We start from the raw sequence: 21,884 nt of genomic DNA, 5'->3' as shown, positions 1-21,884 counted from the left end.
GTGGAAGGCAACGTCGCCATCGCCCTGCGGGGAGTTTCGTTCACTTACAGTGATAACGAGGAGGCGGCGCTGCGCGATATCGACCTGACCGTTCACCGCGGCGAGCTGATCGTGGTGATGGGGGCAAGCGGCGCCGGCAAGTCGACGCTGGCGAAGTGCCTCAATCGCACGGTTCCGGCCTTTCAGCCCGGCACGCTGACCGGCAGCATCGAAATTCTCGGGCGGCGATTGACCGGCGAAGGGGTCGCCGACCTGGCCGGCGTCGTCGGGCTGGTGTCGCAGGATTTCGAGGCCCAGCTCTTCGCCACCAACGTGCTGCAAGAAATCGCCTTCGCCATGGAGCAACTCGGCCACACTCCGAGTGAGATGAGACAACGGGTGCCCGCGGCCCTGGCCGCGGTCGGCCTCGCCGGCTTTGAGCGCCGCGACCCGTCGACGCTCTCGGGGGGCGAGAAGCAACGCCTGGCGATCGCCGCCATCCTCGCCCTGCGCCCGCCGATCTTCATCTTCGACGAGCCCACCACCGACCTCGACCCGGCCGGCAAACAGGAGATCTTCGACGTGCTCGGCCGCCTGCGCCGCGACGGCTATACGCTGGTGCTGATCGAGCACGAGATCGAGGCCGCCGAGCGCGCCGATCGGGTGGTGCTGCTGGACCGCGGGCGGATCGTGGCCAGCGGCGCGCCCGCCGAGGTGCTGCCCGAGGTCGAGTTGCTCGAACGCCACGCCGTGCGAGCCGCCGATCTCGATCGCCTGGCGCGCGCCTTCGGCCTCCGGCGAACGGTGCGGACACTCGAGGCGCTCAGCGAGGATCTCCGCCAGCGCCTGGGGCGGCGCCAAGGCAACGACCCGCTGCCGGCGCCCGCGCGCGCCGGCGCCGCTTTGAACGCCGCCGCTGCCCCGATCCTGCAGGTCGAGGCGGTGACGTACGCCTACGAGCCCGAGCGCAACGCGCTCGAAGAAGTATCGCTGGAGATTCGCGCGGGCGACAGCGTCGCACTCATCGGCCAGAACGGCTCGGGCAAGACGACCCTGGCCAAGCTGCTCAACGGCTTGCTCGTGCCCACCGGCGGCCGGGTGCTGCTCCACGGCCAGCCCCTGGCGGCGCTGCCGCTCAGCCGGGTGGCCGGCGAGGTCGGCTATGTCTTCCAGAACCCAGACCACCAGATATTCGCCAACACCGTGCGTGATGAGGTGGCTTTCGGCCCGCGCAACCTGGGCCTCGACCCGGCGGCGGTGGCCGTTCGGGTCGACGAGGCCTTGGCCGCCGTCGGCTTGTGCGGGGCCGAGGAGCACGACCCCTTCCTGTTCACCAAGGGCGCACGCCAGCGCCTGGCCGTGGCTTCGCTGTTGGCACTGCGCCCGCGCGTGCTGGTGCTCGACGAGCCCACCACCGGTCTCGATTATCCCGAGCAGCGCCGGATGATGGATCTCGTCACCCGGCTGCAGCAGGCGGGAATGACGTTGATCATCATTACCCACAGCCCGTGGGTGGTGGCCGAGTATGCCCGGCGCGGCGTGCTGCTGGCGCGCGGCCGGGTGCTGTTCGACGGCTCGTTGCGCGCGCTGTTCGCGCAGCCGGAGTTGCTCGAACGCTGCCACTTCCGCGTCCCGGACGTCACCCGGCTCGGCCGGCGCTTCGGTTTCACGCCGCTGTCGGTTGACGAGTTCGCGCGGGCGGTGGCGGATGAGACACCGCCCGCCTCAGCCCGCACCCCTGACGGTTGGTGAAGCGTGCGCCTCTACCTCTACCTCGAGCGCCGCACGCCGCTGCACCAACTGAATCCGACGGTGAAGGTGCTGGCGATGCTGGGTTTCTTCGTCGCCATCTTCGTCACCGAACGGCCGCTGCTGCAGCTGCCGCTCACGCTCGGGGTCTTCGGGTTGATCGGCTGGATCGGGGCGTTGGCTAACGTGCGGCGCCTGCGGGTACTGTTCGTCATGGTGTTCGTGATGACGCTGCTGATCTGGAGTCTGTTCTACGGCCAGGGCGAGCCGCTGCTGGAGCTCGGGCCGATTCAAGTCAGCGCGGCGGCCTTGGAGTTTGCCCTCGGCATGGCGATGAAGCTGGCCACGTTCTTGGCCGTCGGGGTGTTGTTCCTATCGATCACCAAGATCGAGGAGTTCGCTTACGCGCTAACCCGCATCGGGATGCCGTACAAGCTGGGCTTCACCATGACGCTGGCGTTCCGGCTGGTGCCGGTGTTCGTCGAGGCCGCGTTCACCGTGGTCCAGGCGCAGCGCAGCCGCGGCTTCAACTTCGACGAGGGCAACCTGCTCCAGCGCATGCGCCGTTACGTGCCGGTGTTGGTGCCCGTCTTCATGGGCGCGTTGCGGCGCGCCGACGCCATGGCGATGGCGCTCGAGGCGCGCGGCTTTCAGTCGCGCCGGCGCCGCACCAGCTTCGAGCAGTATCGCTTCGCGGCCGGCGACGCGGTGGCGCTGGCGCTGGTGCTCGCGGTCACGGCGGTCTTCGTCAGCTTGTGGTGGAGCGGCTATGCGCGCGTGCTGGTTTAGCCTGGCGGCCTGGGTGCTCCTTGGTATCGCCCCGCCACCTGCCGCCGCCTGGGGCACACGCACGCATCGGCTGGTGACCGACCTGGCGGTTGATCTGCTGCCGGCGGCCTGCGCCCCGGTGCTACGCGAGCACCGCGCGCTGCTGTTGAGCCGCTCGGTCGAACCTGACACCGTCCTGCGCCAGCGCGAGGGCCAGCGCGAAGCGGTACGTCACTTCATCGATCTCGATGCGTACATGCCTTACCCGTTCGCCGACTTCCCCCGCTTCTACCGCCAGGCGGTGGCGCGGGCGGGGCGCGCGGCGGTGCACGAGCGGGGGGTGCTGCCCTGGGTCATTCTGCGCTTCAGCCGCACGCTGCGCGACGATCTGCGCCGCGGCGACGCCGCCGCCATCGTGCGCAGCGCCGGCTATCTCAGTCATTACGTCGCCGATGCCCACCAGCCGCTGCATCTGACGGTGAATTACGACGGCCAGCACAGCGGCAACCGCGGCGTGCACTTGCGCCTGGAAGTCGGCGTGGTCGACGATCGCCTCGTGCGCTACGAGGCCGCGCTGCGCGGCCGGTTGCAGCCGGCGCGGCCGATCGCCGACCTGCGCCGCGAGTTGTTCGACGGCTTCACTCGCACTTATCCCCTGATCGACACCATCTTGCGGGCCGACCGCGAGGCCGCCTCTGCGCTCTGGCCGCACAACCCGCTGTATTTCCGGCGTCTGGATACGGCCTTGCACGCCGTGATCGAGCAGCAACTCGGAAGCGCCGCAACCTTGCTGGCGTCACTCTGGGTCACGGCCTGTGATCAGCCGGCGTCTCAGAGGTGACCGCCGGCCGGAGATCCGAAGGCGAGACTCACCGGGCGTCGAAGACGTTGTCGGCGTTTACACCGAGCCCGGGCAGGATCAGTGAGGTGGCCGCGGTGCCACGGCCGAATGAACCGTGTTCTCGGTAGCCGCCGGCCTCGAGCTGCAGCACCGTGATCGTCTCGGCTTTGCCATCGACGATCCAGTACTCCGCGATACCGGCCTCCGCATACTCGCGACGTTTGGTGACTGTGTCGCGCTCGGGGTCGTCCTCGCTGAGCACCTCGATGACCAGATCGGCGCCGTCCCAATAGGCGTCGTGCCGGCGCGCATCGCCGGCCGAGCGCAGCACGAGCAGATCGGGCTCGCGAAACCGGCCCGTGCGTAATCGCAGCCGAAACGGCGCGAACACAACCTTACCGCCGATTCGCTGCGCGACTGCCAAGAAGGCCAGAAAGAGCTGCGCGACCATCGCCTGGTGCCGCTCGCTGGGCATGGCCAACACCTCAATCACCCCGTCCGCCAATTCGACAAGTTGATGCGTGCGACGTGTCAGCCACAGGTAGTCCGCATCCTGCCATTCCCCAGGGGCTGGCAGCAGCGAACTCACTTGCCCGGCCAACTGCGTTTGTGCCTCCCTCGGCTCCATACTCACAGTTCGTATCAAAGCCCGCCGAGCGCTCCAATGCAATCACCTTCAGGCCCAATCATCTGCCAGCCGTCGCCGCCGGCTGCCGGTGCCAGCCGTCGCGGCCGGCGGCCGGCACCAGCCGCGCTGGCCGGCCGCTGGCAGGGCTCAGGCCATCACCATCTTGTTGTAGTCGGCGCTCAGCCAGCGCTCGGGCGTCAGCGTCACCAGAACGCTATCCGCGCGCTCGGAGGCAGTGGTGCGCAGGTACCAGTCACCCATCTCTTGGCCGAGATAGCGGTACGCCAGCGGGCGCAAATCGGTCTCAAAGTCGGGCTCGCGGATGGTGATCGGCCCCTCGACGCTGACGTATTGGTACGGCGGGGTTTCGGTTTGCACGCACAGGCTGGCGCGGCCGGCGGCGCGCATCAGCGCTGCCTTCCTCGAGCTGCCGCCGGTGGCGAAGCGCACCGCCCCGCCGGGCTCGTAGCTGTACCAGATCGGCAGGCAGAGCGGCGCCCGCCCCGGAGCCGCGACGCTGACCACGGCCACTCGCACCGCCGCCAGAAAGGTTTCCCGTTCCGTTCGACTCATTGCTAAGGACATGTTCGGCCCTCCTCCCGCCGGCTCGGAGCATTGATCGTTCGCAACCAACCTGTCAAGCCGGCAGCCGCCGTGGCGGTTCGCCGGGGTGGCTTGACGCCGGCACCGACTATGCGTAGTTTGTACGCAAACTAAAGGAACCGGCATGATCCCTCACCCCGAACCAACCGCCGCCGAACTGGAGCAGGAGTTCGCCTGTCTCAATACACCGCAGCTTTACAACCGCGACAACTGCGCCGAGTTGGCAACGTTGATCCACCGCGTCAACCAGCTCAAGCAGCAACGCAACGCGGTGGTGCTGGCGCACAACTACCAGCGGCCGGAGATCTTCGAGGTCGCCGACTTCGTCGGTGACTCGTTGGAGCTGGCGCGCCAAGCCACCGGCGTCACCGCCGGCGTCATCGTCTTCTGCGGCGTTCACTTCATGGCCGAAACCGCCAAGATCCTCAACCCCGACAAGACCGTCCTGCTCCCCGACCTGCGCGCCGGCTGCTCGTTGGCCGACGCCGTGAACGCGGAGGAACTGCAGCAGCGCCAGCGCCAGCTGCGCACCCTCTATCCCGACCTCATGACCGTCGCCTACGTCAACACCACCGCGGAGGTCAAGGCGGTGGTCGATGCCTGCTGCACTTCCTCGAATGCGGCCCAGATCGTCGCCGCCCTGCCCGCGCAACACATCCTGTTTGTCCCCGATCAACACCTGGGCGAGTACGTGCAGACGCAAACCACCAAGACCATCATCTCGTGGAACGGCAACTGCTACGTTCATCACCAGATCACACCCGCCAACATTCAGGCAGTCAAGGATGCCCTGCCCAACGTCAAGGTGCTGGTCCACCCCGAGTGCCGGGCCGACGTGGTAGCGCTGGCCGACGCAGTGCTCAGCACCAGCGGCATGGTGCAGTACGCCAAGACCAGCCCGGCCGAGGAGTTCTTGATCGTTACCGAATGCGGGCTGTCGGACCGCCTGCTGATCGAGGTGCCGGAGAAGCGTTTCTACAAGTCGTGCAAGCTCTGCCAGTTCATGAAGATGATCACGCTGGCGGGCACGCTGCAAGCGCTCGAAAACATGGAGCACGAGATCGTGCTCGACGAACAGGTGCGCGCCGGCGCCGAGCGTTCGCTGCGCCGGATGCTCGATCTCAGCCGCTGAGCCGGTGGGCCGCACGCTGATGACACAAGCGGCGGCGCAGCTTCAACCCTGGGTGGCTGTCGACGTGGTGATCTTCACCATCGACGAGGCCGTGCTCAAGGCTTTACTGGTCAAGCTCAAGGACGGGCCCTTCGCCGGCCGCTGGGCTTTCCCGGGCGGACTGGTGGGTGTGGGTGAGTCGCTCGAGGCCGCCGCCAAGCGCGAGCTGTACGAAAAGACCGGCCTGCGCCACCCCTATCTGGAGCAGCTGCGCAGCTTCGGTGCGCCGCGGCGCGATCCGCGGGCGCACGTGGTCTCGGTCGCCTATTTTGCACTGCTTCCCCGTCGCGGCCGTGATCTCGGGGAGCATCCGAAGTACGCTCGGCTGGAGTGGCGCGCGGTCGATCAGCTGCCGCCGCTGGCGTACGATCACCGCGCGGTGGCGCGCTATGCCCGCGACCGCCTGCGGGCCAAGCTGGCTTACACCAACATCGTTTACAGCCTGCTGCCGCACGAGTTCACCGTCGGTGAGCTGCAGGAGGTCTACGAGATCATCCTCGGCCGGCGCCTCGACCGGCGCAACTTCCGCAAGAAGATGTTGGCCACCGGGCTGCTGCGCGAGCTGCCCCGGGTGCGCCGCGGCCCACACCGGCCGGCAGCGCTGTATGCCTTCGCCCAGCGCCGCTTGGTTAATATTCCAATACTGTAGCACCTACCTTGACTTGCGGGGGCAAATCCGGTGACGTGACCGCACCTGCCCATGGATGGTGAAGCCCCGTCGTTGACCGTGACCGCCGAACCGGTCAGCCCCCGCGTGCCCGCGCCAGCCATCGCCGTGAGCCAGTCCGAGTTGCGCCGCGTCATCTGGGCGCTGGCGTGGCCGGTGATCATCACCTTCCTGTTCGAGTCGCTTGTCGGCCTGGTCGACACGCTGATGGTGGGGCGGCTGGGAGCAGCCGCGGTCGCCTCGGTCGGTGTCGGGGCGCAGATCCTCTCCGGCGTCAGTGTCGCCATGACCGCGGTGGGTACGGGGACACTGGCGCTGGTGGCGCGGCACATCGGTGCCGCCGAGCCCGAGGAGGCGCGCGGCGTGTTGGCGCAGTCGCTGCTGGCGGCCGCGCTGCTCTCGGTGGCGGCGATTACACCGGTGATCATCTGGGCGGAGCCGCTGGTGGCGTTGTTCGGTGTCGAGCCGAAGGTGATCGAGCTGGGCAGCGGCTTCGTCCGTTTGGTCATGCTGTCGATTCCGGCCTCGGCCGTGCTCTTCGTGGTGGGCTCGGCGTTGCGCGGCGCCGGCGACACGCGCACGCCGCTGGTCATCGGCGTGGTGGTCAACGTGCTCAATGTCGCCGGCAACTACGCGTTGATCTTCGGCAAGTTCGGCCTGCCGGCAATGGGGGTGCGGGGCTCGGCGCTGGCGACGACCATCGCCTTCAGCGCAGGCGGCGCCATGGGGTTGCTCTTGCTGGCGCGCGGGACGCTGGCGCTCACGCTGGCGCCGCGCCAGCTCTGGCCGCACGCCGGCACCATCCGGCGCATCCTCGCCATCGGCTATCCGAGCGCGGCGGAGCAATTGCTGATGCAGATCGGGTTCTTCTTCTACTTGTGGTTCGCGGCGCGCTACGGCACCAGCGCGGTGGCCGCGTACTTCATCGGGGTGCGCATCCTGGCGCTCTCCTTTCTGCCCGGCTTCGGCTTCGGCGCCGCCGCCGGGGCTTTGGTCGGGCAAAACCTCGGGGCCGGCGATCCGCGCCGCGCCGAGCGCGCCGGCTGGGAAGCCAGCTGGCTGTCCGTCTATCTCATGTCGGCCTGCGGGCTGCTGATCATCGTGGCGGCCCGGCCGATTGCCCGGCTCTTCGTTGACGATGACGAGGTCGTCGCCGACACGGTTTCGTTCATCTACATGCTGGGGCTGGCGCAGCCGTTGATGGCGATTGATTTCACCATCGGCGGCGCGTTGCGCGGCGCCGGCGATACCCGCTTTCCGCTGATCACCGTGCTGGTGGCCTTCTACGGCTGCCGGCTCGGCTGTGCCTACCTGGCCGCCTCGGTGTTCCACCTGAGCCTGGTCTGGGTGTGGGCCGCGCTCATCGGCGACTACGTCGCCCGCGCCGCGCTCAAGTCGTGGCGCTTCCGCAGCGGCTACTGGAAGACCATCGAGGTCTAGGCGAGTTCTAGCCGGCGGGCTTACGGCCAGCGCAACCCCGAGGACTGGGCCAGAGCCGCAGGCTCGAATACGGCGGGGGAGAAATCTGGGTTCTCCGTCCAGCGCAGCCGGAGCGTGCTCTGGGTGCGCAGCTTGAAGTCTTCCATCGTGACTGTGCGCGGCCGCCAGCTGCCGGCGATGCGGGCGTGATCGCCATCGCGCTGCATCTTGACCAGGTTGTTGAGCGTGCCGCGATAGTAAAGGATCTTCAGCGGCACCTTGCGCTCGAGATCAATGGTCATCACCAGCAAGCAGTACTGCGAGGCTTTGGGTACGAGCGCGAGGGTGATGCGAGTGGCGCTCTCGTCACTGATGCGGACGTCGCCGAAAGCAGCGGCGCGGAACGGCTGCAAATCCTCGCGCGAGAACTCGCTGCCGGCCCAGGCCGCGTCGGCGGGAAAAGGCTCGGGGCGGCTGGCACCGGCGGCGAGCCGCAAGCTGCGCGCGCCACCTTCCAGCACCAGGGCCTTGCCGCCGTTGTGGCCGAGCTCGAAGTATAGCTCGCTGGCATGCCGGCCGGGCCGAGAGAGCAAGATCAAAGGGTAGCTGAGGGTCTGCTCGGGCGAGGCCACGGTCAACTCGCCGTCGGCCCGCAGCGCGGTGGCCGGCTGCACCGCCGCTTCCACTGCACGCAGCAGTGCGGCCACCCGATCGGGCGGTTCGGCGCCGGCGCGCCCGAGCAGGAGCGTGAGCGTGAATCCGGCGGCAATGATCGAGCTGCGCATAAGCGTGTGGCCTCCGCGGCTGCATCTACGCCCGCGCGGCGTTGCCTTGTCAAGCCACGTTGGCTTTACTGGCGGCCACGGAGGTCGGGGCGATGAGGCGATTGAGCTGGAGCCATGGGCTGGCGCTGATTCTGCTGCTGGAGAACGCTTACCTGGCCTGGCCGCCGGTACGCGACCTGGCGCTGCGCGCCGAAGCTCATCCTGCCGTGCGCGGCCGGCAGCTGGCGCTCGGCCTCGGCTGCTTCAGCTGCCACGGGCCCGAGGGCCGCGGCGGCGTGCCCAACCACGGCAGCAAGTATGAAACCGTGCCGGGCTTCGGCGAGCAGACGCTGATGATGTTCGTCAAGGACGAGGCCGAGGTGCGCGAGTACATCCGCGACGGCGCGCCGCAGCGCCAGCGCCAGCGCGCCGCTTATCAGGCCGAGTTGGCGGCGCAGGCGCTGCGTATGCCCGCCTTCGGCGACTGGCTGAGCGAAGCCGAGAGCGATGCGCTGGTGGCCTACCTGCGGCTGGTCTCCGGCCTGCTCCGTCCTACCGACCCCGCCATCACACATGGTGAGCAGATGTTCGGCCGGCTCGGCTGCGCCGCCTGCCACGGCGAGATGGGCATGGGCGGGCGGCCCAATCCGGGCTCGCTCAAAGGCTACATCCCGGGATTTCTCGGCGACGACTATCGCGAGCTCGTACGCGATGACGCGGAGTTGCTGGCCTGGCTGCGCGACGGCGCACTGGCGCGCGTCGCCGAGCATCCGCTCGGCCATTACTTCTTCGAGCGCCAGCGCGTGCGCATGCCGGCCTACAAACACTTCGTTGCCGACGACGACCTGCGGGCGATCGCCGCCTACGTGCGCTGGCTGGCCGCGGGCGCTTGGCAGGAGCAACCGCTGGCACCTTAGGCCGCTGCCGGCCGTTCACGCGCGGTCCGCCAGGAACGAGCGTACTTCGTCCTCGCTCAACCCCAGCTGCCGGCCGACGCGGGTGGCGACGATCAGGCCGTAGAGATTGCTGTCGCCGACGATCTCGCGCGCCACCGGGTACGCGGCGCCGTCGAGCGCGAGCGTGCGCTGGCCGTCCTGTTCGCTGAGTTGTGCGCGGCTGAAGGGCCAGGCGCCGGGCAACTCCTGCCCCAGCACCGCCAATGACGGGTCATCGGCGCACAGCAGCACCGCCTTGCCGCGCTCGGTCAGATCACGACATAGGCACGCGATTTCCGCCCGTAGCACCGCCAGCGCCTGATGGTCCTCGCTGAAGCTGGGGCTCAGCCTGGTGATGACGCCGATTTCGGGGCGCACGGTGCGCAAGTGCCTGGCCATCTCGCCGGCATGCCGCACCCCGAGTTCGAGCACCAGTACGTCGAGCCGGGCGCGGGAGAACAGCGCCAGCCACAGCGCCCGCGCCAAGCCGCGCAGCACCGAAGCCGGCTGGCGCGTGTCCATGACGGTGTCGAGCACGGCCAGCGGCACGCCGACTTCAGTGTTGTAAGAGAGCGGGTTGGCGCGCACCGCCAGGCGCCGCCCGAGCGCTTCGGCGAGCAGACGCTTGATCACGGTCTTTCCGCGGCTGCCGGCAATCGCTACCACCAGCGGCCGCCGGCGCGCCAAGTACAGCCGCGCCAGCCCATGCAACGCGGCTACGCCGGCGCGGCGAAAGAGCGCCCGCCGGCGGCCGGCGGCAGGTGCCGGTAACGGTGGGGCCACGCTCGCGCTCGGCCGCTCGGCCACTCGCCCGGCGAAGTAATCGGTGAGCCGCTCGAAAGCGAGATCGATGTCTCGGTCATCACGCGCGTAACAGATGCGCAAGTGGGCTTCGCCGGTGGGGCCGAAGGCGACCCCCGGCACCAGCGCCACCCGCGCCCGCTCGAGGATGTCGGCCGCTAAGCGCTGGGAATCACGCGCCCAAGGCACGCTGTCTTTCAGCCGCGGGAAGACGAAGTACGATGCGTTCGGGCGCTGATAATCGAAAACCTCGGAGAGGGCATCCAGATAACCGATCACGCGGTCGCGCCGGCGATGAAATATCCGGCGAAACTCGGCGACGAAGGGCTCGCCGAGCGTGAGCGCGGCGATCGCCGCGTACTGCGATACCACCGGCGCACAGGTGACCAGCGTGTCGTGCACCTTGAGGATGTCGGCGGCGCGCGCGCGCGCCGCGTGCAGGAAGCCGACGCGCCAGCCGGTCATGCCGTACGATTTCGAGAACGACACCGTGCGCACCACCCGGCCGCGTGCGGCGCTCACTTGTGCCGGGCTGAACGGCACGGCGTCGTTGTAAACGAAGTCCTTGTAAACCTCGTCGGTGATCACCAGCAGATCGTGCTGCTCGGCCAGCGCCAGCATGCGCAGCGTTTGCGCGCGGGAGAAGATCGTGCCGGTGGGATTGTTGGGGTTGCACAGCAGCAGGGCGCGGGTGTGGCGGGTGAGCGCCTCGGCAATGGCGTCCGGGTCGAGATCGAAGTTGGCATCCTCGGCGAGGGCGACGAAGCGCGGCTCGCCGCCGGCCAAACGGATGGCGGGCAAGTACGAGGCGTAGGTCGGCGAGGTCACCAGCACCTCGTCGCCGGGATTGATCGATGCCAGCAAGGTGGCGGTGATGGCCTCGATCGCGCCGCAGGTGACGATGATTTCGGTGTCGGGGTCGTAGCGCATGCCCTCGCGCAGCAGGGTCTCGGCGATCAGCTCGCGCAACTCGGGCAGCCCGGGTGTCACCGAATACTTGGCACATTCACCGGCGGCCAGCTTCTCCGCGGCGAAGCGCTTGATCGGCTCGGGAGTGTCGAAGCTCGGAATGCCTTGCGCCAAAGAAACCACGCCGGGGATACGGCTGGCGCGCAGTTCCACGGCTTTGATCGGCGATAGCTCGACGGCGCTGAGCCGGCGCGCAGCGGCCGCCTCGGCCGTCCGCCGGCCGGCCAAGGCTGGAAAGCGCAGCGCCATCAGAGGTGCTCGACGCGGTCGAGCCCGGCGGCACACCAGCTGCCGTTGACTCGGCTCAGTACGTGAATCGAGGCCAGCTCGACTGCCAGCTGGCGGCGCGCGTGCCCGTCGAACTGCAACAGCTCGCTGACGATATTGCGGATGACGCCTTTGTGGAGCACGAACAGCAACGCGCCCGGCGGCGCCGCCGCCAGCAGCGGGTGCAGTGCCGCCACGGTACGGGCACGAAAGGCGGCGGTCGCCTCGCCGCCGGGATAGGAGAAGTCCGCCGGCTGCGCCGCCCACGCCGCGTAAGCCTCTGGGTCGCGCCGGCGAATTTCCTCCGCCGTCAGGCCCTCCCAATGGCCGAAATCGATCTCGTTGAATCCGGGCACGGCCGTGACCTCGGCGCGCCCGGAAACGATGCGTGCCCCTTCGCGCGCGCGCGCCAAGTCACTGGCATAGACCGCCGCGAAGTCTTCGCCGGCGAGTGCCGCCGCCGCCCGCCGCATTTGTGCCCGGCCGGTCTCGCTCAACGGCACGTCGGTGGCGCCGTAGTAGCGAATGCTCGACTGCCCCGCGGTCTCGCCGTGCCGCACCAACACCAAGCGCATGACTCATCCCACGGCTTCGCCGGCGGGGGCCGGCAGGTTGTGCATGGCTTCACCCGCGGAGACGCCGACAAACAGCAGGATTACCCCCACCAGCAGCGCCACCACCGCGGCCAGGTACAGGAAGACGGTGCCGAGATCGCCGCCGGCATTGGCCCACTGCACCAGCTGCACCGCGGTTGAACCGACCCCGAAGGTGAGCACGAACTTGACGCCGTAGCCGGTGGCGCGCCAGCGCGCCGGTGAGAAGCGCGCGAACAGGCTGTTCTCGATCGGCTGCATCCCCAAGCTGAAGAACACAAACAGTGCCGCCAGCCCAACCAGGGCGGCGTCGCTGGCACCGGCCATGAGCACGAGCAGCGGCAGGCTGGCAGCGTGGAAGCCCAAGTAGAGCCAGCGCAGGTCGTAGCGGTCCGCCAGCACGCCGCCGGCGTATTGGCCGGCGATCCCCACCAGATAGACCAAAGAGGTCACGGCGCCGAAGTGTAACTGCGAGACCTGCTCGGCGAAGTAGGCGGGTTGCACCAGGGTGTTGCCGCGATAGCTGATACCGGCCAGCATCGCCGCGGCACACAGCAGCGCAAACAGCAGCCAGCGACTGCGCCCAGCGGCCGGCACCGGCATCGCCAAGGAATCCGGGCGCTCGCGAATGGGTAGAAAACTCAGCCCCACCGCCAGCGTACAGGCGGCGAAGCCAGCGAGCGCGAAGGCTTGGCGCGTGCCGAAACGCTCGACCAGCGCCGCCGTCAGCACCGGTGTGAGCGCGATGCCAAGATTACCGCAGATGCCGTTGATCCCCAACGCCCGGCCGCGGGCCGCGATGGTGTGCGAGATCAGACTCATGCCGGCCGGATGGTAGAAGCTGGCAAACAGCCCCAAGCTGGCCAGGCAGAGCGCGAGGCTGCGGCCGGGCGCGGACTCGGCGGCCGCCAGCGCCGACACGCCCATTCCGGCCAGCCCGAGCAGCAGCACGCGCCGGGCCCCGAAGCGATCGGCGAGCACACCGGCGGGCAGCGCCCCCAGGCCGAAGAGTAGGTAGCCGGCAAAACTCCAGCCCAGCACCTCGGCCAGCGGCAGCTGCACCTCGCGCGCCAACACCACCGCCAGCGTCGGAAACATCAGCTCGAAGAAGTGCGTAGTGAAATGGCTCAAGCCGGTGAGCAGCAGCACCCGGCCTTCGTTCCCGGCGGCTCTCGCGCGCAGCGACATGATTGCAAACAGTATCGGAGGGGTGCCGGCGGGACAAGGTGCAGACGGGTGGCACTTCCGCTTGCCCGCTCTTGACCGCCGGCCCCGGCCGTTGATCGCTGGCCCGAGTTGACCCCCTGCGGCCCCTCCTTTATGGTGCGGCTGCTTGCACGTAGTTTCGCGCGATGGCGGCGGTCACCCTCGGCTTTGAAGAAATAGAGCAGCGCCTGCAGGCGGTGCGCCGGCGCGTGAATCTGTTTGCGGCACAACAGCTGGTCTACCTCGGCCTCAGCGTCGTGGCGCTGGCGAGTGCCGCGTTGCTGGTGGCGGCGTTGCACGGGTCGTCGCCGGTCTTTCGGCTGGTGTTTTGGCTATCACTCGCGGTGATCGGAGCGGTGCTGGCGGGCGGACCCTGGCTGTTGTGGCGCCGGTGGTACGATCTGCCGGCAATCGCGGCGCTGATCGACCGCCGGGCCGCGTTGCAAGACCGGCTGGCGACCTTGCTGGCCGCGCGTGCGCGCCGGCGGCCCGCGCGCCTCGCCGGCCTGTTGCTGGCCGACACCCTGGCGCTGGCGGCCCGCTGGGAGCCGCGTGTACTCTCGCCGCGGCGCATCCCGCGCTCGGCCTACCTGCTGCTGGCCGCGCTGCTGCTGCCGACCACAAGCGCGCTCATCTCGCGGCCGGCCGCACCGACTGCCGACAAAGCGTCGCTGACTCGCACCGCCACGACGGCGGCCCCGGCCGGGGCCCCTAGCTTCACCGATCAGGCGCCGGCGACCGCCTCGCTGGCAGCGCAAACCGCGGCGGCGGCTGCGCCGGAAGCCGCCGGCAGCGCAGCCCACTTCGCCGGCCAGAGCGCTGCTGGCGATCGGCACGCGCTCGCTGACAGCGGGCCGGGGCCGGAGGATCTTGCCGGCACCGATCCCACTGGGGCCGAGCCGGACCTGGCAGAGCGCTTGCGCCAACTCCTGCGCGCGCAGTTCCACGCCGACCCCTTGCCACGCAACAGCGACGGCTTGTTGCCGCGCCGTCAGCCGCGGGGAGGCGACGCGCCGGACACGCCCGGGCTCGCTGCGCGCGCCCAGCCGGGGCGCGAAGCTGCCGGGTCGGGCCTGCGCGCTCAGCCACAACCGCCGGGTGCACTCGCCAAGGCCGATCCCGAACCCCGCCGCGGGGCGCAAGACCGGCCCGGCGGCGCACCGCAGGCGGCGGGCGCCAATTCCGCGGCCGGCACGGGGGCCGGGGCCGGCAGCGCCGGGGCCGGCGGCTTGTTGGTGAAGGACGAGGGCGCAGCCGCACCGGCCGGCGACGGCCCCAGGACGTTCAAGGTCACGCTCACCTCGTTTCTCCATGGCCTCGCCGCCAAGCCGGCAGAGTCGGCCCGCGCCCCGCGCGCACGCGTCACTGGCGAAGGCGCTACCGCCAGCGCGCGCACCCTGCCGGCATTGAACCCGCAGCAGGCCAGCGACGACGTTCTGCGCAAGGCCGAGATCCCGCCCGCGTACGAAGAAATCGTGCGCCGCGTGTTCAGTCAGCGGCCGGGACCATGAGCACGCCCGCAGGCCGCCAGCAGATCGAACAGTTCCGCGCCACCTTTCAGCAGATCGGCACGGAGCTGGGTCGCGCCGTCATCGGCCATCACGACATCATCGAGCAGATATTGATCGCCTTCTTCGCCGGCGGACACGTGCTGATTGAAGGCGTACCGGGCACCGGCAAGACGCTGATCGTGCGCTCATTGGCCGAGGTGCTGAACGTACGCTTCAGCCGCATTCAATTCACGGTCGATCTCATGCCCGCCGACATCACCGGCACGCGCATGGTGATGGAGGTCGACGGCCGGCGCGAGTTCGCTTTCATCGAGGGCCCGATTTTCGCGCACGTGCTGCTGGCGGACGAGATCAATCGCGCCACACCAAAGACCCAGGCCGCGCTGCTCGAAGCGATGGCCGAATTGCAGGTCACGGTAGCCGGCACCACCTACCGCTTACTGCCGCCGTTCTTCGTGCTGGCCACGCTCAATCCGATCGAGATGGAAGGCACGTATCCGCTGCCCGAGGCGCAGCTTGACCGCTTCTTCTTCAAGGTGCGGCTGCCTTACCCGAGCGCGGACGACTTGCAGCGGATCATTGCCACCACCACCGTCGGTGAGCAGCCGGCGGTACGGCCGCTGTTCGATCCCGACGACGCGCCGGCGCGCATCGAATCGCTGCGGGCACTGGTGCGCGAGGTGCTGGTGGCGCCGCACTTGGAGAAGTATGCCGCGGCGCTGGTGCGCGCCACGGTACCGGCCGGCTCCAAGTACGCACCCGCCGGCGCCGGCAGTTTGCCGGCGGACGAGCGCTTCGCCCGCTACGTCAGCTTCGGCTCGAGCCCGCGCGGCGGTCAGGCGCTGCTGCTGGGGGCCAAGGTGCGCGCGTTGCTCGACGGGCGGGTCAACGTCACCTACGACGACATCGATGAAGTGGCGGTGCCCGCGCTCAATCATCGCCTGGTGCTGAACTTCGCCGCCGAGGCCGACGGCGTCGACGCCGGCCAGCTGATTGAAGGACTCGTCCATGCCGCTCGCCGGCTCCGGCGCTGAATCGGTAAGCGGGCCGCCGCGCCCGCCGGCAGCCCCGCTCGATCAGGTATTCACCGCTGGTTTCTTGCGCAAACTAGAGCGCCTGCAGCTGCGCGTGCGCCAGAGCCTGGCCACCCGGCCGGGTAACACGCCGATGCCGCGCGGCGCCCAGGCCTCGGGGCTCGAGCTGGCCAGCCATAAGGACTATGCCCCCGGCGATGATCTGCGCCACCTCGACTGGAACGCCTTCGGGCGCCTGGATCAGCTGCTGATCAAGACCTTTCGGGCCGAGCGTGAGGCCGCCCTGCACCTGCTCCTCGACTGCAGCGCCTCGATGGCGGCGCCGGCGAGCGACGGCAAGTTCGCCTTCGCCAGCGCGCTGGCGGCTGCCGTCGCCTACATCAGCCTGCGCCACAACGATCCGGTCCGCGTCGTGGCGCTCGCCGGCAACGGCCGGCGAGCGTTTCGCTGCTCGCCCTGGTTTCGCCATCGAGACGCGCTCGCGCGGCTGCGTGACTACCTCGCCAGCCTGCAACCGGCCGGCACCACGACTATCGCCGAGGGCGTCAGGCACTACGCCGGCCAAGTCAGGGTTCCGGGCGTGGCGGTGCTGCTATCCGATTTCCTGCTGGAGCCGGCAGGCTACGAGTCGGCACTGCAAGCGCTGGCCGGACGGGGCTGGACGGCGGCGGCGCTGCGCGTGCTCGGGCCGGCCGAGCGCGACCCGGGCCGGCTCTTCCGGCGCGGCCGGTTGTGCGACAGCGAGACCGGCGCCGAGCGCGTGATCACGCTCACCGCCGCCAACCGCGCGCGCTATCAAGCCGCGCTGCAGCACCACCTCGACAGCTTGCGCACCTGGTGCCAGCGCCACGCGCTCCCCTTCAGCGTCGTTGATCCGAGCGCGGGCCTAGAACACGCCTTGTTTTACAATCTCCCCGCCGCCGGAATCGTGAAATGAGTGCGGGTGGTGGACGGCAAGCTCAGGCTTCGGCTCCCGGCGCCGCCGCCTGGCAAGCCCGGCAATCCGCAATCACCAAATGGGCCTACTCAACCCCGGCGCGCTGATCTTTGCCTCGCTCTATGCAGTCCTGGTGTTGCTCTACCTGTGGGAGCGCGTCAGACGGCGTCTCGAGGTGCCGTCGCTGCTGTTATGGCGGTCGGTGCCCGAGGACATCGTACAGGCGCGCAGGTTCAGGCCGGACTGGCTCTTCCTGCTGCAATTGCTGTTGCTCGCCGGGCTGATTGCGGGACTGGCGCGGCCCTATCTACGCGACGGCCGGGCGGCGGCGGCGGCGCGCCGCCACATCTTCATCCTCGACACCTCGGCGAGCATGCAGGCGCGAGAAAGCGGCGGCACGCGCTTCGAGGCAGCGCGTACCGAGCTGCGCCGGCGTTGTGCAGCGTTGCCCGCGGATGACGAGGCGATGCTGATAACGGCGGCATCACGCCCGCAGGTCTTGGCTGATTTCACCCGCGACCGCGCGGCGTTCACCCGCGCGCTCGACGGCGTGCGGCCGACCGATACCGGTACGCAACTCGACTTGGCGTTGGCGCTGGCCGCCGGTGCGCGCCAACGCACCGATGTGGGGACCGAGGTCCAACTGTTCTCCGACTTGCCGCCGAGCCAGCTGCCGCCGCGCTGGCAGGCGGCGGCAGCGCGCGGCGAGCTGGCAGTCGAACAGTTCGGCGAAACCGATGCCAACCTGGCGATCACCGGCTTGCAGATCTTCCAAGGCCGGTTCGAGGACGCGCCCGCGGCGCGCGCGAACGTGGTGGTGCAGAACTTCTCACATCGCGAAGGGCAAGGGGTACTGACCGTGCGGCTGGAGGAAACCCCGGTGTTGCGTACCGGCTTCAGCATCCCGGCCCGCGAGCTACGCTCGTTTCACGCCAGCGGCTTTCCGGGGCCGGGTCGGGTGACCGTGCAGTTGGATGCGCAAGTCGACGGTGGCGACGCGCTGCCCGCCGACAACCAGGCGCTCGGGTGGATTCGGCCGCTCGCCGCCATGCGGGTGTTATTGATCTCCGCGCCTGGCCCCTTGACCGACGAGCTCAAGACGATTGCCGCAGCAACGCCCGCGCTGCAGCTCGGCGTGCTGGCCCCCGAGGCCTACGCCCCCAGCGCCACCGGCGGCGCTGACGTGGTTATCTTCCACCGCTTCGTGCCCGCAACGCCGCCCCCGGCGGCGGCCATGTACATAGACCCGCCGCCGGGCAATCCGCTGTTCGCAGTCGCCGGCGCGGTGCACGGGGTCGAGCTGCTCGACTGGAACGACCGGCACCCGGCCCTGGGCGGGTTGCAGCCCCTGACCGCGTTGCCGATTCAGCGGGCGCACGTGGTGCTACCGGCGGAATGGCACGAGCCGCTGTTGCTCGCGCGTACGGCCGAACGCGAGTTCGCACTCGCCTTTGCCGGCGAGCAGAACGGGCAGCGGGTCGCCTGCATTGCCTTCGATCTCGAAGCCGAGCGCTTGCTCAGCAGCGACCACGTCAGCTTCTTGTTGTTCTTTCTCAACTTGGTGAGTTGGTTGGCACCACCGCGTGATGCCGTGACGACGACGATGACCGGCCGCGTGGTCTCGCTCAGCGACCTGCCGCCCGTGCCGGTGACGGCGATCGATCCCGATGGCCAGCGCCTCGAACTCGGGCGGGGCGGCTCAGCCAGCCTGGAGCCGCTCAGCGCCGGCGAGTATCGCATCAGCGCCGACGGCGTTGCCGGCAGCGTCTACGCCAACTTCCTCGATCCGGTAGAGTCCGACATCGGCCGCGCCGGCAAGCAATCGCTCTCGGTGCCGCCGGCGATCGAGCCTGCGCGGGCGGCAGTCGACGCTACCGGGCCCGGCCGCGAGTTCGGCTGGTGGCTGCTTGCCGGCGGCGCGGGTCTGTTGCTGCTGGAGTGGTTGGCGGCAACGCGGAGGTAGGTCTTCGATGCTCAGCCGCGCCGGACGCACGTTCCCCAACATGATGCCCTGGAGACCTAACGGACCTCACCGCCGGCCAGTGCCGGTGTCGCCGCCTGGTGCGAGAGCGGGGTGCTGGCGCAAGAGCGTGCGCTGACAATGGTCGAACCGACGCTGTCCTACCTCTTTGCCCACCTCGAAACCGCCGGCGTCACGGTACGCCAGCCGTGGCTGCTGCTGTTACTGCTGTTGGTGCCGGTGCTGCTCGTGCGCGGGCGCCGGGTGCCACGGGCTGCCACGGCCTTGCGGATCGCGGCATTCAGCCTGCTGGTCTTGGCGCTGGCCGGACTGGCGTTGACGGCGCGGCTGCCGAGCGAGCGCTTGTCGGTGGTGGCGGCGGTGGATGTGTCGGCGAGCATCGATGAACAGGGGCGACAGTGGGCGGCGCGCTATCTCAGTGAACTCGCCGCGGCCTTGGCGCCCAGCGACGAGCTGGCGGTGGTGGCGTTCGCGCGCGAGGCCGAGGTGGTGCGTCCGCCCGCGCCCCCGAGTCCGGTGGAGGGGTTGCCGCGCGTGCTGGCGGCGCCGGCAACCGACATCGAGCGTGGTCTGGATGCCGGCCTGGCGTTGCTGGCGCCCGACGCCGAGCGGCGGGTGATCTTGCTCAGCGATGGGCTTGAGAGCCGTGGCGACAGCAGTCGAGCGATCGCCCGCGCCCGGCGCAGCGGTGTGCGCGTCTTTGCCGCCGCTCCGCCGCAAGCGCTGCACCGCGACGTGGCGCTGCTGCGGCTGCTGGTGCCGCCGGTGGTGAGCGAAGCGGCGATCGTTCCGCTGCGGCTGATCGCGCGCAACCAGGCGGCGGCCGGCCCGGCGCAGCTGACGCTGTTCGCCGACGGCCAGCCGCTGGGCAGTGAGCGCGTCACGTTGCAGACGGGCTTGAACGCGATCGAGATCCCCTATCGCATCAGCGGCGCTGGGGCCCACCAGCTAGCGGCGGAGTTGAGCGCGCCGGATGACGACATCACGGCCAACAACCGGCGCGAGACCAGCCTCATGGTGCTGGGCAAGACGCGCGTGCTGCTGATCACCTCGGCGCCGCACTCGCCGCTGGCGGCGGTGCTCGAACGCAAGGGGATGGTGGTCGAGGTGCGCACCCCCGAGCGCCTGCCTGAGCGGCTCGATGAGCTGCTCGCCTATCAGTGTGTGATCATGCAGGACACCGCGGCGGCGCGGTTGGACGCCAAACGCCTGGCGCTGTGGGAGCGCTACGTGCGGGATTTCGGCGGCGGGCTGGTGGTCATCGGCGGCGAGCGCACCTTCGGCGACGCCGGCTTCAAGCGCACGGCCTTGGAGTCGCTGCTGCCGGTGAGCTTGGAGCCGCGGCGCCCGCAGCGCAGCGAACGCGAGCCGCTGGGCCTGTTCGTACTGATCGACCGCTCCAACAGCATGGGTTACAACAGCCGGGCCCGCAACCTGCGCGACGGCGAGAAGCTGCGCTATGCGCGCGAGGCCGCGCTGGCGGTAATCCAGCAGCTCAAGGACCAGGACCTAGTCGGCGTCATCGCCTTTGATTCGCAACCCTTCGAGCTGGCGCCGTTGCGCCGGCTGCGCGAGAATCGCAAGCGCCTGGCCGACACCATCCCGCGGCTGGCCGAAGGCGGGGGCACGGATTTCTACGACGCCCTCGAGTCGGCGCGCGCGCAGCTGGCGGCCACCGCGGTCGGAACACGCCACGTTATTCTACTCACTGATGGTGATACAAACCGGGCGGCGGCCGATCACTATCCGCTCATCGCTGCGCTCGGCCAGGCCGCCATCAGCGTCACCACCATTCGCATCGGCGCCGACACTGTCAACCTGACGCTCCTGCACGACATCTCGGCGCAGACCGGCGGCCAGTTCTACCACGTGCAAGACGCGGAGACTCTGCCCGAACTGATGCTGCGTGACACCTCGCAGCGGCTGGTACAGGCGCCGCGTCAGGAGCAACAATTCCTGGCGCAGCTGGGCTCGCCGAGTCAGCTGCTGCGCGGCCTCGAGCCGCAGCAAATGCCGCCGCTGAGCGGGTATGCCTACAGCCGGATCAAGCCGGGCGCGGAGGCGGTATTGGCTGTGACCGCTCGCGATCGTACCGACCCGCTGTTAGCCGTGTGGCAGTACGGGCTCGGGCGGGTGGTGGCATTCACCGCCGGCCTGGGCGACGACGCCGAGACCTGGGTGGGCTGGCCGGGCTTTGGCAAGCTGTGGTCGCAAGTGGTGCACTGGACTGCCCGAGACGAAACCCCTTGGGACTATGCTGCGGCAGTGCACCGCCGCGACGGCCAGCTCGAGCTGGTGGTGCGCACCTTTGACGGCTCCTTCGACGGCAGCTTGTGGGCGCGGCTGCACCTGAGCGAGGAACAGACGGTGGACCTGGCCTTGGCCGCCAGTGAGCCGCGTGAGTTTGCCGCACGCCTGCCCGGCCTCGCCGCCGGGCGCTACGCCCTCACCATCGTCAAGCGCCGCAGCGAACGCGATGTGAACCAGCGCACCGTGGTGGTGACGGTTCCGGGCGAAGACGAGCAGGTGCCGGAGGAGCGCTTCGCCCCCAACGCCGACACCGCGTTGCTGGCACGGCTGAGCGCGTCCACCGGCGGGCAGCTCAATGCACCAGTGCGCGAGCTGGTGGCCCGCCACGCGGGCACCCGCCAACTGGCCCGCGGCCTTGACGATGTGCTTGTCCCGCTCGTCATGGCGCTGTTTCTCGGCGACGTCGCGGTCCGGCGCTTGACCCGGCGGGTAGCGGAGTAATCAGTTTCGTAGCAGGCGACGACCGGAGCCGGAAAGCGGCGCACATGCGCCGTTGCTGTACGGGTGTGCGACAAATCTGTGGGTAACGTGCAGCCGACCGGGAATCCTCACCAGTCTGACAGTACTGTGTACTGTCAGGCCGAGGCCCATGGCCGAAAGGGACGCAATCTGTCATCTTCCAGGCGCCGCGCCACTTCTTCAGCTGCTTCTCCCGCACGATTGCGGTCTCTGCGCAGCCGTGCGCTTCGTAGTGGACCAGCTTGTCAACGCCGTACTTGCCCGAAAACCCTCCACTACCTTGCTCTTATGC

General features: G+C 69.1%; 18 protein-coding genes. 12 read left to right on the top strand and 6 right to left on the bottom strand.

Annotated features, from left to right (window positions below):
- The 3 genes from HY699_02915 to HY699_02905 are packed head-to-tail and all read left to right on the top strand — an operon-like array spanning window position 1 to window position 3,337.
- Window positions 1–1,731, top strand: a complete 1,731-nt coding sequence (locus tag HY699_02915; protein MBI4514750.1) for an ATP-binding cassette domain-containing protein — start codon at window positions 1–3, stop codon at window positions 1,729–1,731.
- Window positions 1,732–1,734: 3 nt separating this feature from the next.
- The gene (locus HY699_02910) at window positions 1,735–2,517 is read left to right on the top strand and encodes an energy-coupling factor transporter transmembrane protein EcfT (GenBank protein ID MBI4514749.1); all 783 of its coding nucleotides are present in this window, start codon (window positions 1,735–1,737) and stop codon (window positions 2,515–2,517) included.
- Window positions 2,498–3,337 (top strand): hypothetical protein, encoded by an 840-nt coding sequence (locus HY699_02905; GenBank protein MBI4514748.1) that lies wholly within the window; start codon window positions 2,498–2,500, stop codon window positions 3,335–3,337. The genes HY699_02910 and HY699_02905 overlap by 20 nt, the downstream gene beginning before the upstream one ends.
- Before the next feature lie 28 nt (window positions 3,338–3,365).
- Here the strand turns inward: HY699_02905 and HY699_02900 are convergent, their stop codons facing one another.
- Together HY699_02900 and HY699_02895 are read right to left on the bottom strand one after the other, a co-directional pair.
- A complete protein-coding gene (locus tag HY699_02900; GenBank protein MBI4514747.1) occupies window positions 3,366–3,965 on the bottom strand; it encodes a Uma2 family endonuclease in 600 nt (199 codons plus the stop codon).
- A gap of 147 nt (window positions 3,966–4,112) precedes the next feature.
- On the bottom strand, window positions 4,113–4,550 hold the full coding sequence (locus tag HY699_02895) for a pyridoxamine 5'-phosphate oxidase family protein (protein MBI4514746.1): 438 nt from the start codon (window positions 4,548–4,550) through the stop codon (window positions 4,113–4,115).
- 142 nt (window positions 4,551–4,692) lie between these two features.
- On the opposite strand from HY699_02895, the gene nadA reads away from it, so the two are divergent.
- Genes nadA through HY699_02880 form a run of 3 tightly spaced genes read left to right on the top strand, consistent with a single transcriptional unit; the run spans window position 4,693 to window position 7,846 of the window.
- The gene (gene nadA, locus HY699_02890; GenBank protein MBI4514745.1) at window positions 4,693–5,700 is read left to right on the top strand and encodes a quinolinate synthase NadA; all 1,008 of its coding nucleotides are present in this window, start codon (window positions 4,693–4,695) and stop codon (window positions 5,698–5,700) included.
- 19 nt (window positions 5,701–5,719) lie between these two features.
- On the top strand, window positions 5,720–6,388 hold the full coding sequence (locus tag HY699_02885) for an NUDIX hydrolase (protein MBI4514744.1): 669 nt from the start codon (window positions 5,720–5,722) through the stop codon (window positions 6,386–6,388).
- A gap of 51 nt (window positions 6,389–6,439) precedes the next feature.
- Window positions 6,440–7,846: an MATE family efflux transporter gene (locus tag HY699_02880; protein ID MBI4514743.1), complete on the top strand. Its 1,407-nt coding sequence runs from the start codon at window positions 6,440–6,442 to the stop codon at window positions 7,844–7,846.
- A gap of 20 nt (window positions 7,847–7,866) precedes the next feature.
- On the opposite strand, the gene HY699_02875 is transcribed toward HY699_02880, so the two are convergent.
- Window positions 7,867–8,610: an outer membrane lipoprotein-sorting protein gene (locus HY699_02875; protein MBI4514742.1), complete on the bottom strand. Its 744-nt coding sequence runs from the start codon at window positions 8,608–8,610 to the stop codon at window positions 7,867–7,869.
- Between the two features lie 92 nt (window positions 8,611–8,702).
- Here HY699_02875 and HY699_02870 point away from each other — a divergent pair, with 92 nt between their 5' ends.
- On the top strand, window positions 8,703–9,506 hold the full coding sequence (locus tag HY699_02870) for a c-type cytochrome (protein MBI4514741.1): 804 nt from the start codon (window positions 8,703–8,705) through the stop codon (window positions 9,504–9,506).
- Window positions 9,507–9,521: 15 nt separating this feature from the next.
- On the opposite strand, the gene HY699_02865 is transcribed toward HY699_02870, so the two are convergent.
- Genes HY699_02865 through HY699_02855 form a run of 3 tightly spaced genes read right to left on the bottom strand, consistent with a single transcriptional unit; the run spans window position 9,522 to window position 13,342 of the window.
- Window positions 9,522–11,543 (bottom strand): aminotransferase class I/II-fold pyridoxal phosphate-dependent enzyme, encoded by a 2,022-nt coding sequence (locus tag HY699_02865; protein MBI4514740.1) that lies wholly within the window; start codon window positions 11,541–11,543, stop codon window positions 9,522–9,524.
- Window positions 11,543–12,136: a histidine phosphatase family protein gene (locus HY699_02860; protein MBI4514739.1), complete on the bottom strand. Its 594-nt coding sequence runs from the start codon at window positions 12,134–12,136 to the stop codon at window positions 11,543–11,545. The genes HY699_02865 and HY699_02860 overlap by 1 nt, the downstream gene beginning before the upstream one ends.
- 3 nt (window positions 12,137–12,139) lie before the next feature.
- The gene (locus tag HY699_02855; protein ID MBI4514738.1) at window positions 12,140–13,342 is read right to left on the bottom strand and encodes an MFS transporter; all 1,203 of its coding nucleotides are present in this window, start codon (window positions 13,340–13,342) and stop codon (window positions 12,140–12,142) included.
- A gap of 164 nt (window positions 13,343–13,506) precedes the next feature.
- Between HY699_02855 and HY699_02850 the strand changes: the two genes are divergently transcribed.
- The 5 genes from HY699_02850 (at window position 13,507) to HY699_02830 (ending at window position 21,574) form a co-directional block, all read left to right on the top strand.
- Window positions 13,507–14,871, top strand: coding sequence for a hypothetical protein (locus tag HY699_02850; protein ID MBI4514737.1), 1,365 nt, complete (start codon window positions 13,507–13,509; stop codon window positions 14,869–14,871).
- On the top strand, window positions 14,868–15,905 hold the full coding sequence (locus tag HY699_02845) for a MoxR family ATPase (GenBank protein ID MBI4514736.1): 1,038 nt from the start codon (window positions 14,868–14,870) through the stop codon (window positions 15,903–15,905). Before HY699_02850 ends, HY699_02845 begins: the two co-directional genes overlap by 4 nt.
- Window positions 15,880–16,842, top strand: a complete 963-nt coding sequence (locus tag HY699_02840; GenBank protein MBI4514735.1) for a DUF58 domain-containing protein — start codon at window positions 15,880–15,882, stop codon at window positions 16,840–16,842. The genes HY699_02845 and HY699_02840 overlap by 26 nt, the downstream gene beginning before the upstream one ends.
- Before the next feature lie 79 nt (window positions 16,843–16,921).
- A complete protein-coding gene (locus tag HY699_02835; protein ID MBI4514734.1) occupies window positions 16,922–18,805 on the top strand; it encodes a VWA domain-containing protein in 1,884 nt (627 codons plus the stop codon).
- A 111-nt stretch (window positions 18,806–18,916) separates the two neighbouring features.
- A complete protein-coding gene (locus HY699_02830; protein ID MBI4514733.1) occupies window positions 18,917–21,574 on the top strand; it encodes a VWA domain-containing protein in 2,658 nt (885 codons plus the stop codon).
- Window positions 21,575–21,884: the final 310 nt, after the last annotated feature.

It is taken from the genome of Deltaproteobacteria bacterium, assembly GCA_016210005.1.
Lineage (GTDB): Bacteria > Desulfobacterota > Binatia > HRBIN30 > JACQVA1 > JACQVA1.
This window is presented reverse-complemented; position numbering and strand designations above follow the sequence as displayed.

Excerpts from the sequence above, each read along its gene's own strand:
- HY699_02855 (MBI4514738.1), bottom strand. The coding sequence starts at position 13,342 with ATGTCGCTGCGCGCGAGAGCCGCCGGGAACGAAGGCCGGGTGCTGCTG.
- HY699_02860 (MBI4514739.1), bottom strand. The coding sequence starts at position 12,136 with ATGCGCTTGGTGTTGGTGCGGCACGGCGAGACCGCGGGGCAGTCGAGC.
- HY699_02905 (MBI4514748.1), top strand. The coding sequence starts at position 2,498 with ATGCGCGCGTGCTGGTTTAGCCTGGCGGCCTGGGTGCTCCTTGGTATC.
- HY699_02900 (MBI4514747.1), bottom strand. The coding sequence starts at position 3,965 with ATGGAGCCGAGGGAGGCACAAACGCAGTTGGCCGGGCAAGTGAGTTCG.
- HY699_02865 (MBI4514740.1), bottom strand. The coding sequence starts at position 11,543 with ATGGCGCTGCGCTTTCCAGCCTTGGCCGGCCGGCGGACGGCCGAGGCG.
- HY699_02845 (MBI4514736.1), top strand. The coding sequence starts at position 14,868 with ATGAGCACGCCCGCAGGCCGCCAGCAGATCGAACAGTTCCGCGCCACC.
- nadA (MBI4514745.1), top strand. The coding sequence starts at position 4,693 with ATGATCCCTCACCCCGAACCAACCGCCGCCGAACTGGAGCAGGAGTTC.
- HY699_02880 (MBI4514743.1), top strand. The coding sequence starts at position 6,440 with ATGGATGGTGAAGCCCCGTCGTTGACCGTGACCGCCGAACCGGTCAGC.
- HY699_02835 (MBI4514734.1), top strand. The coding sequence starts at position 16,922 with ATGGGCCTACTCAACCCCGGCGCGCTGATCTTTGCCTCGCTCTATGCA.
- HY699_02840 (MBI4514735.1), top strand. The coding sequence starts at position 15,880 with ATGCCGCTCGCCGGCTCCGGCGCTGAATCGGTAAGCGGGCCGCCGCGC.
- HY699_02850 (MBI4514737.1), top strand. The coding sequence starts at position 13,507 with ATGGCGGCGGTCACCCTCGGCTTTGAAGAAATAGAGCAGCGCCTGCAG.
- HY699_02875 (MBI4514742.1), bottom strand. The coding sequence starts at position 8,610 with ATGCGCAGCTCGATCATTGCCGCCGGATTCACGCTCACGCTCCTGCTC.
- HY699_02870 (MBI4514741.1), top strand. The coding sequence starts at position 8,703 with ATGAGGCGATTGAGCTGGAGCCATGGGCTGGCGCTGATTCTGCTGCTG.
- HY699_02895 (MBI4514746.1), bottom strand. The coding sequence starts at position 4,550 with ATGTCCTTAGCAATGAGTCGAACGGAACGGGAAACCTTTCTGGCGGCG.
- HY699_02885 (MBI4514744.1), top strand. The coding sequence starts at position 5,720 with ATGACACAAGCGGCGGCGCAGCTTCAACCCTGGGTGGCTGTCGACGTG.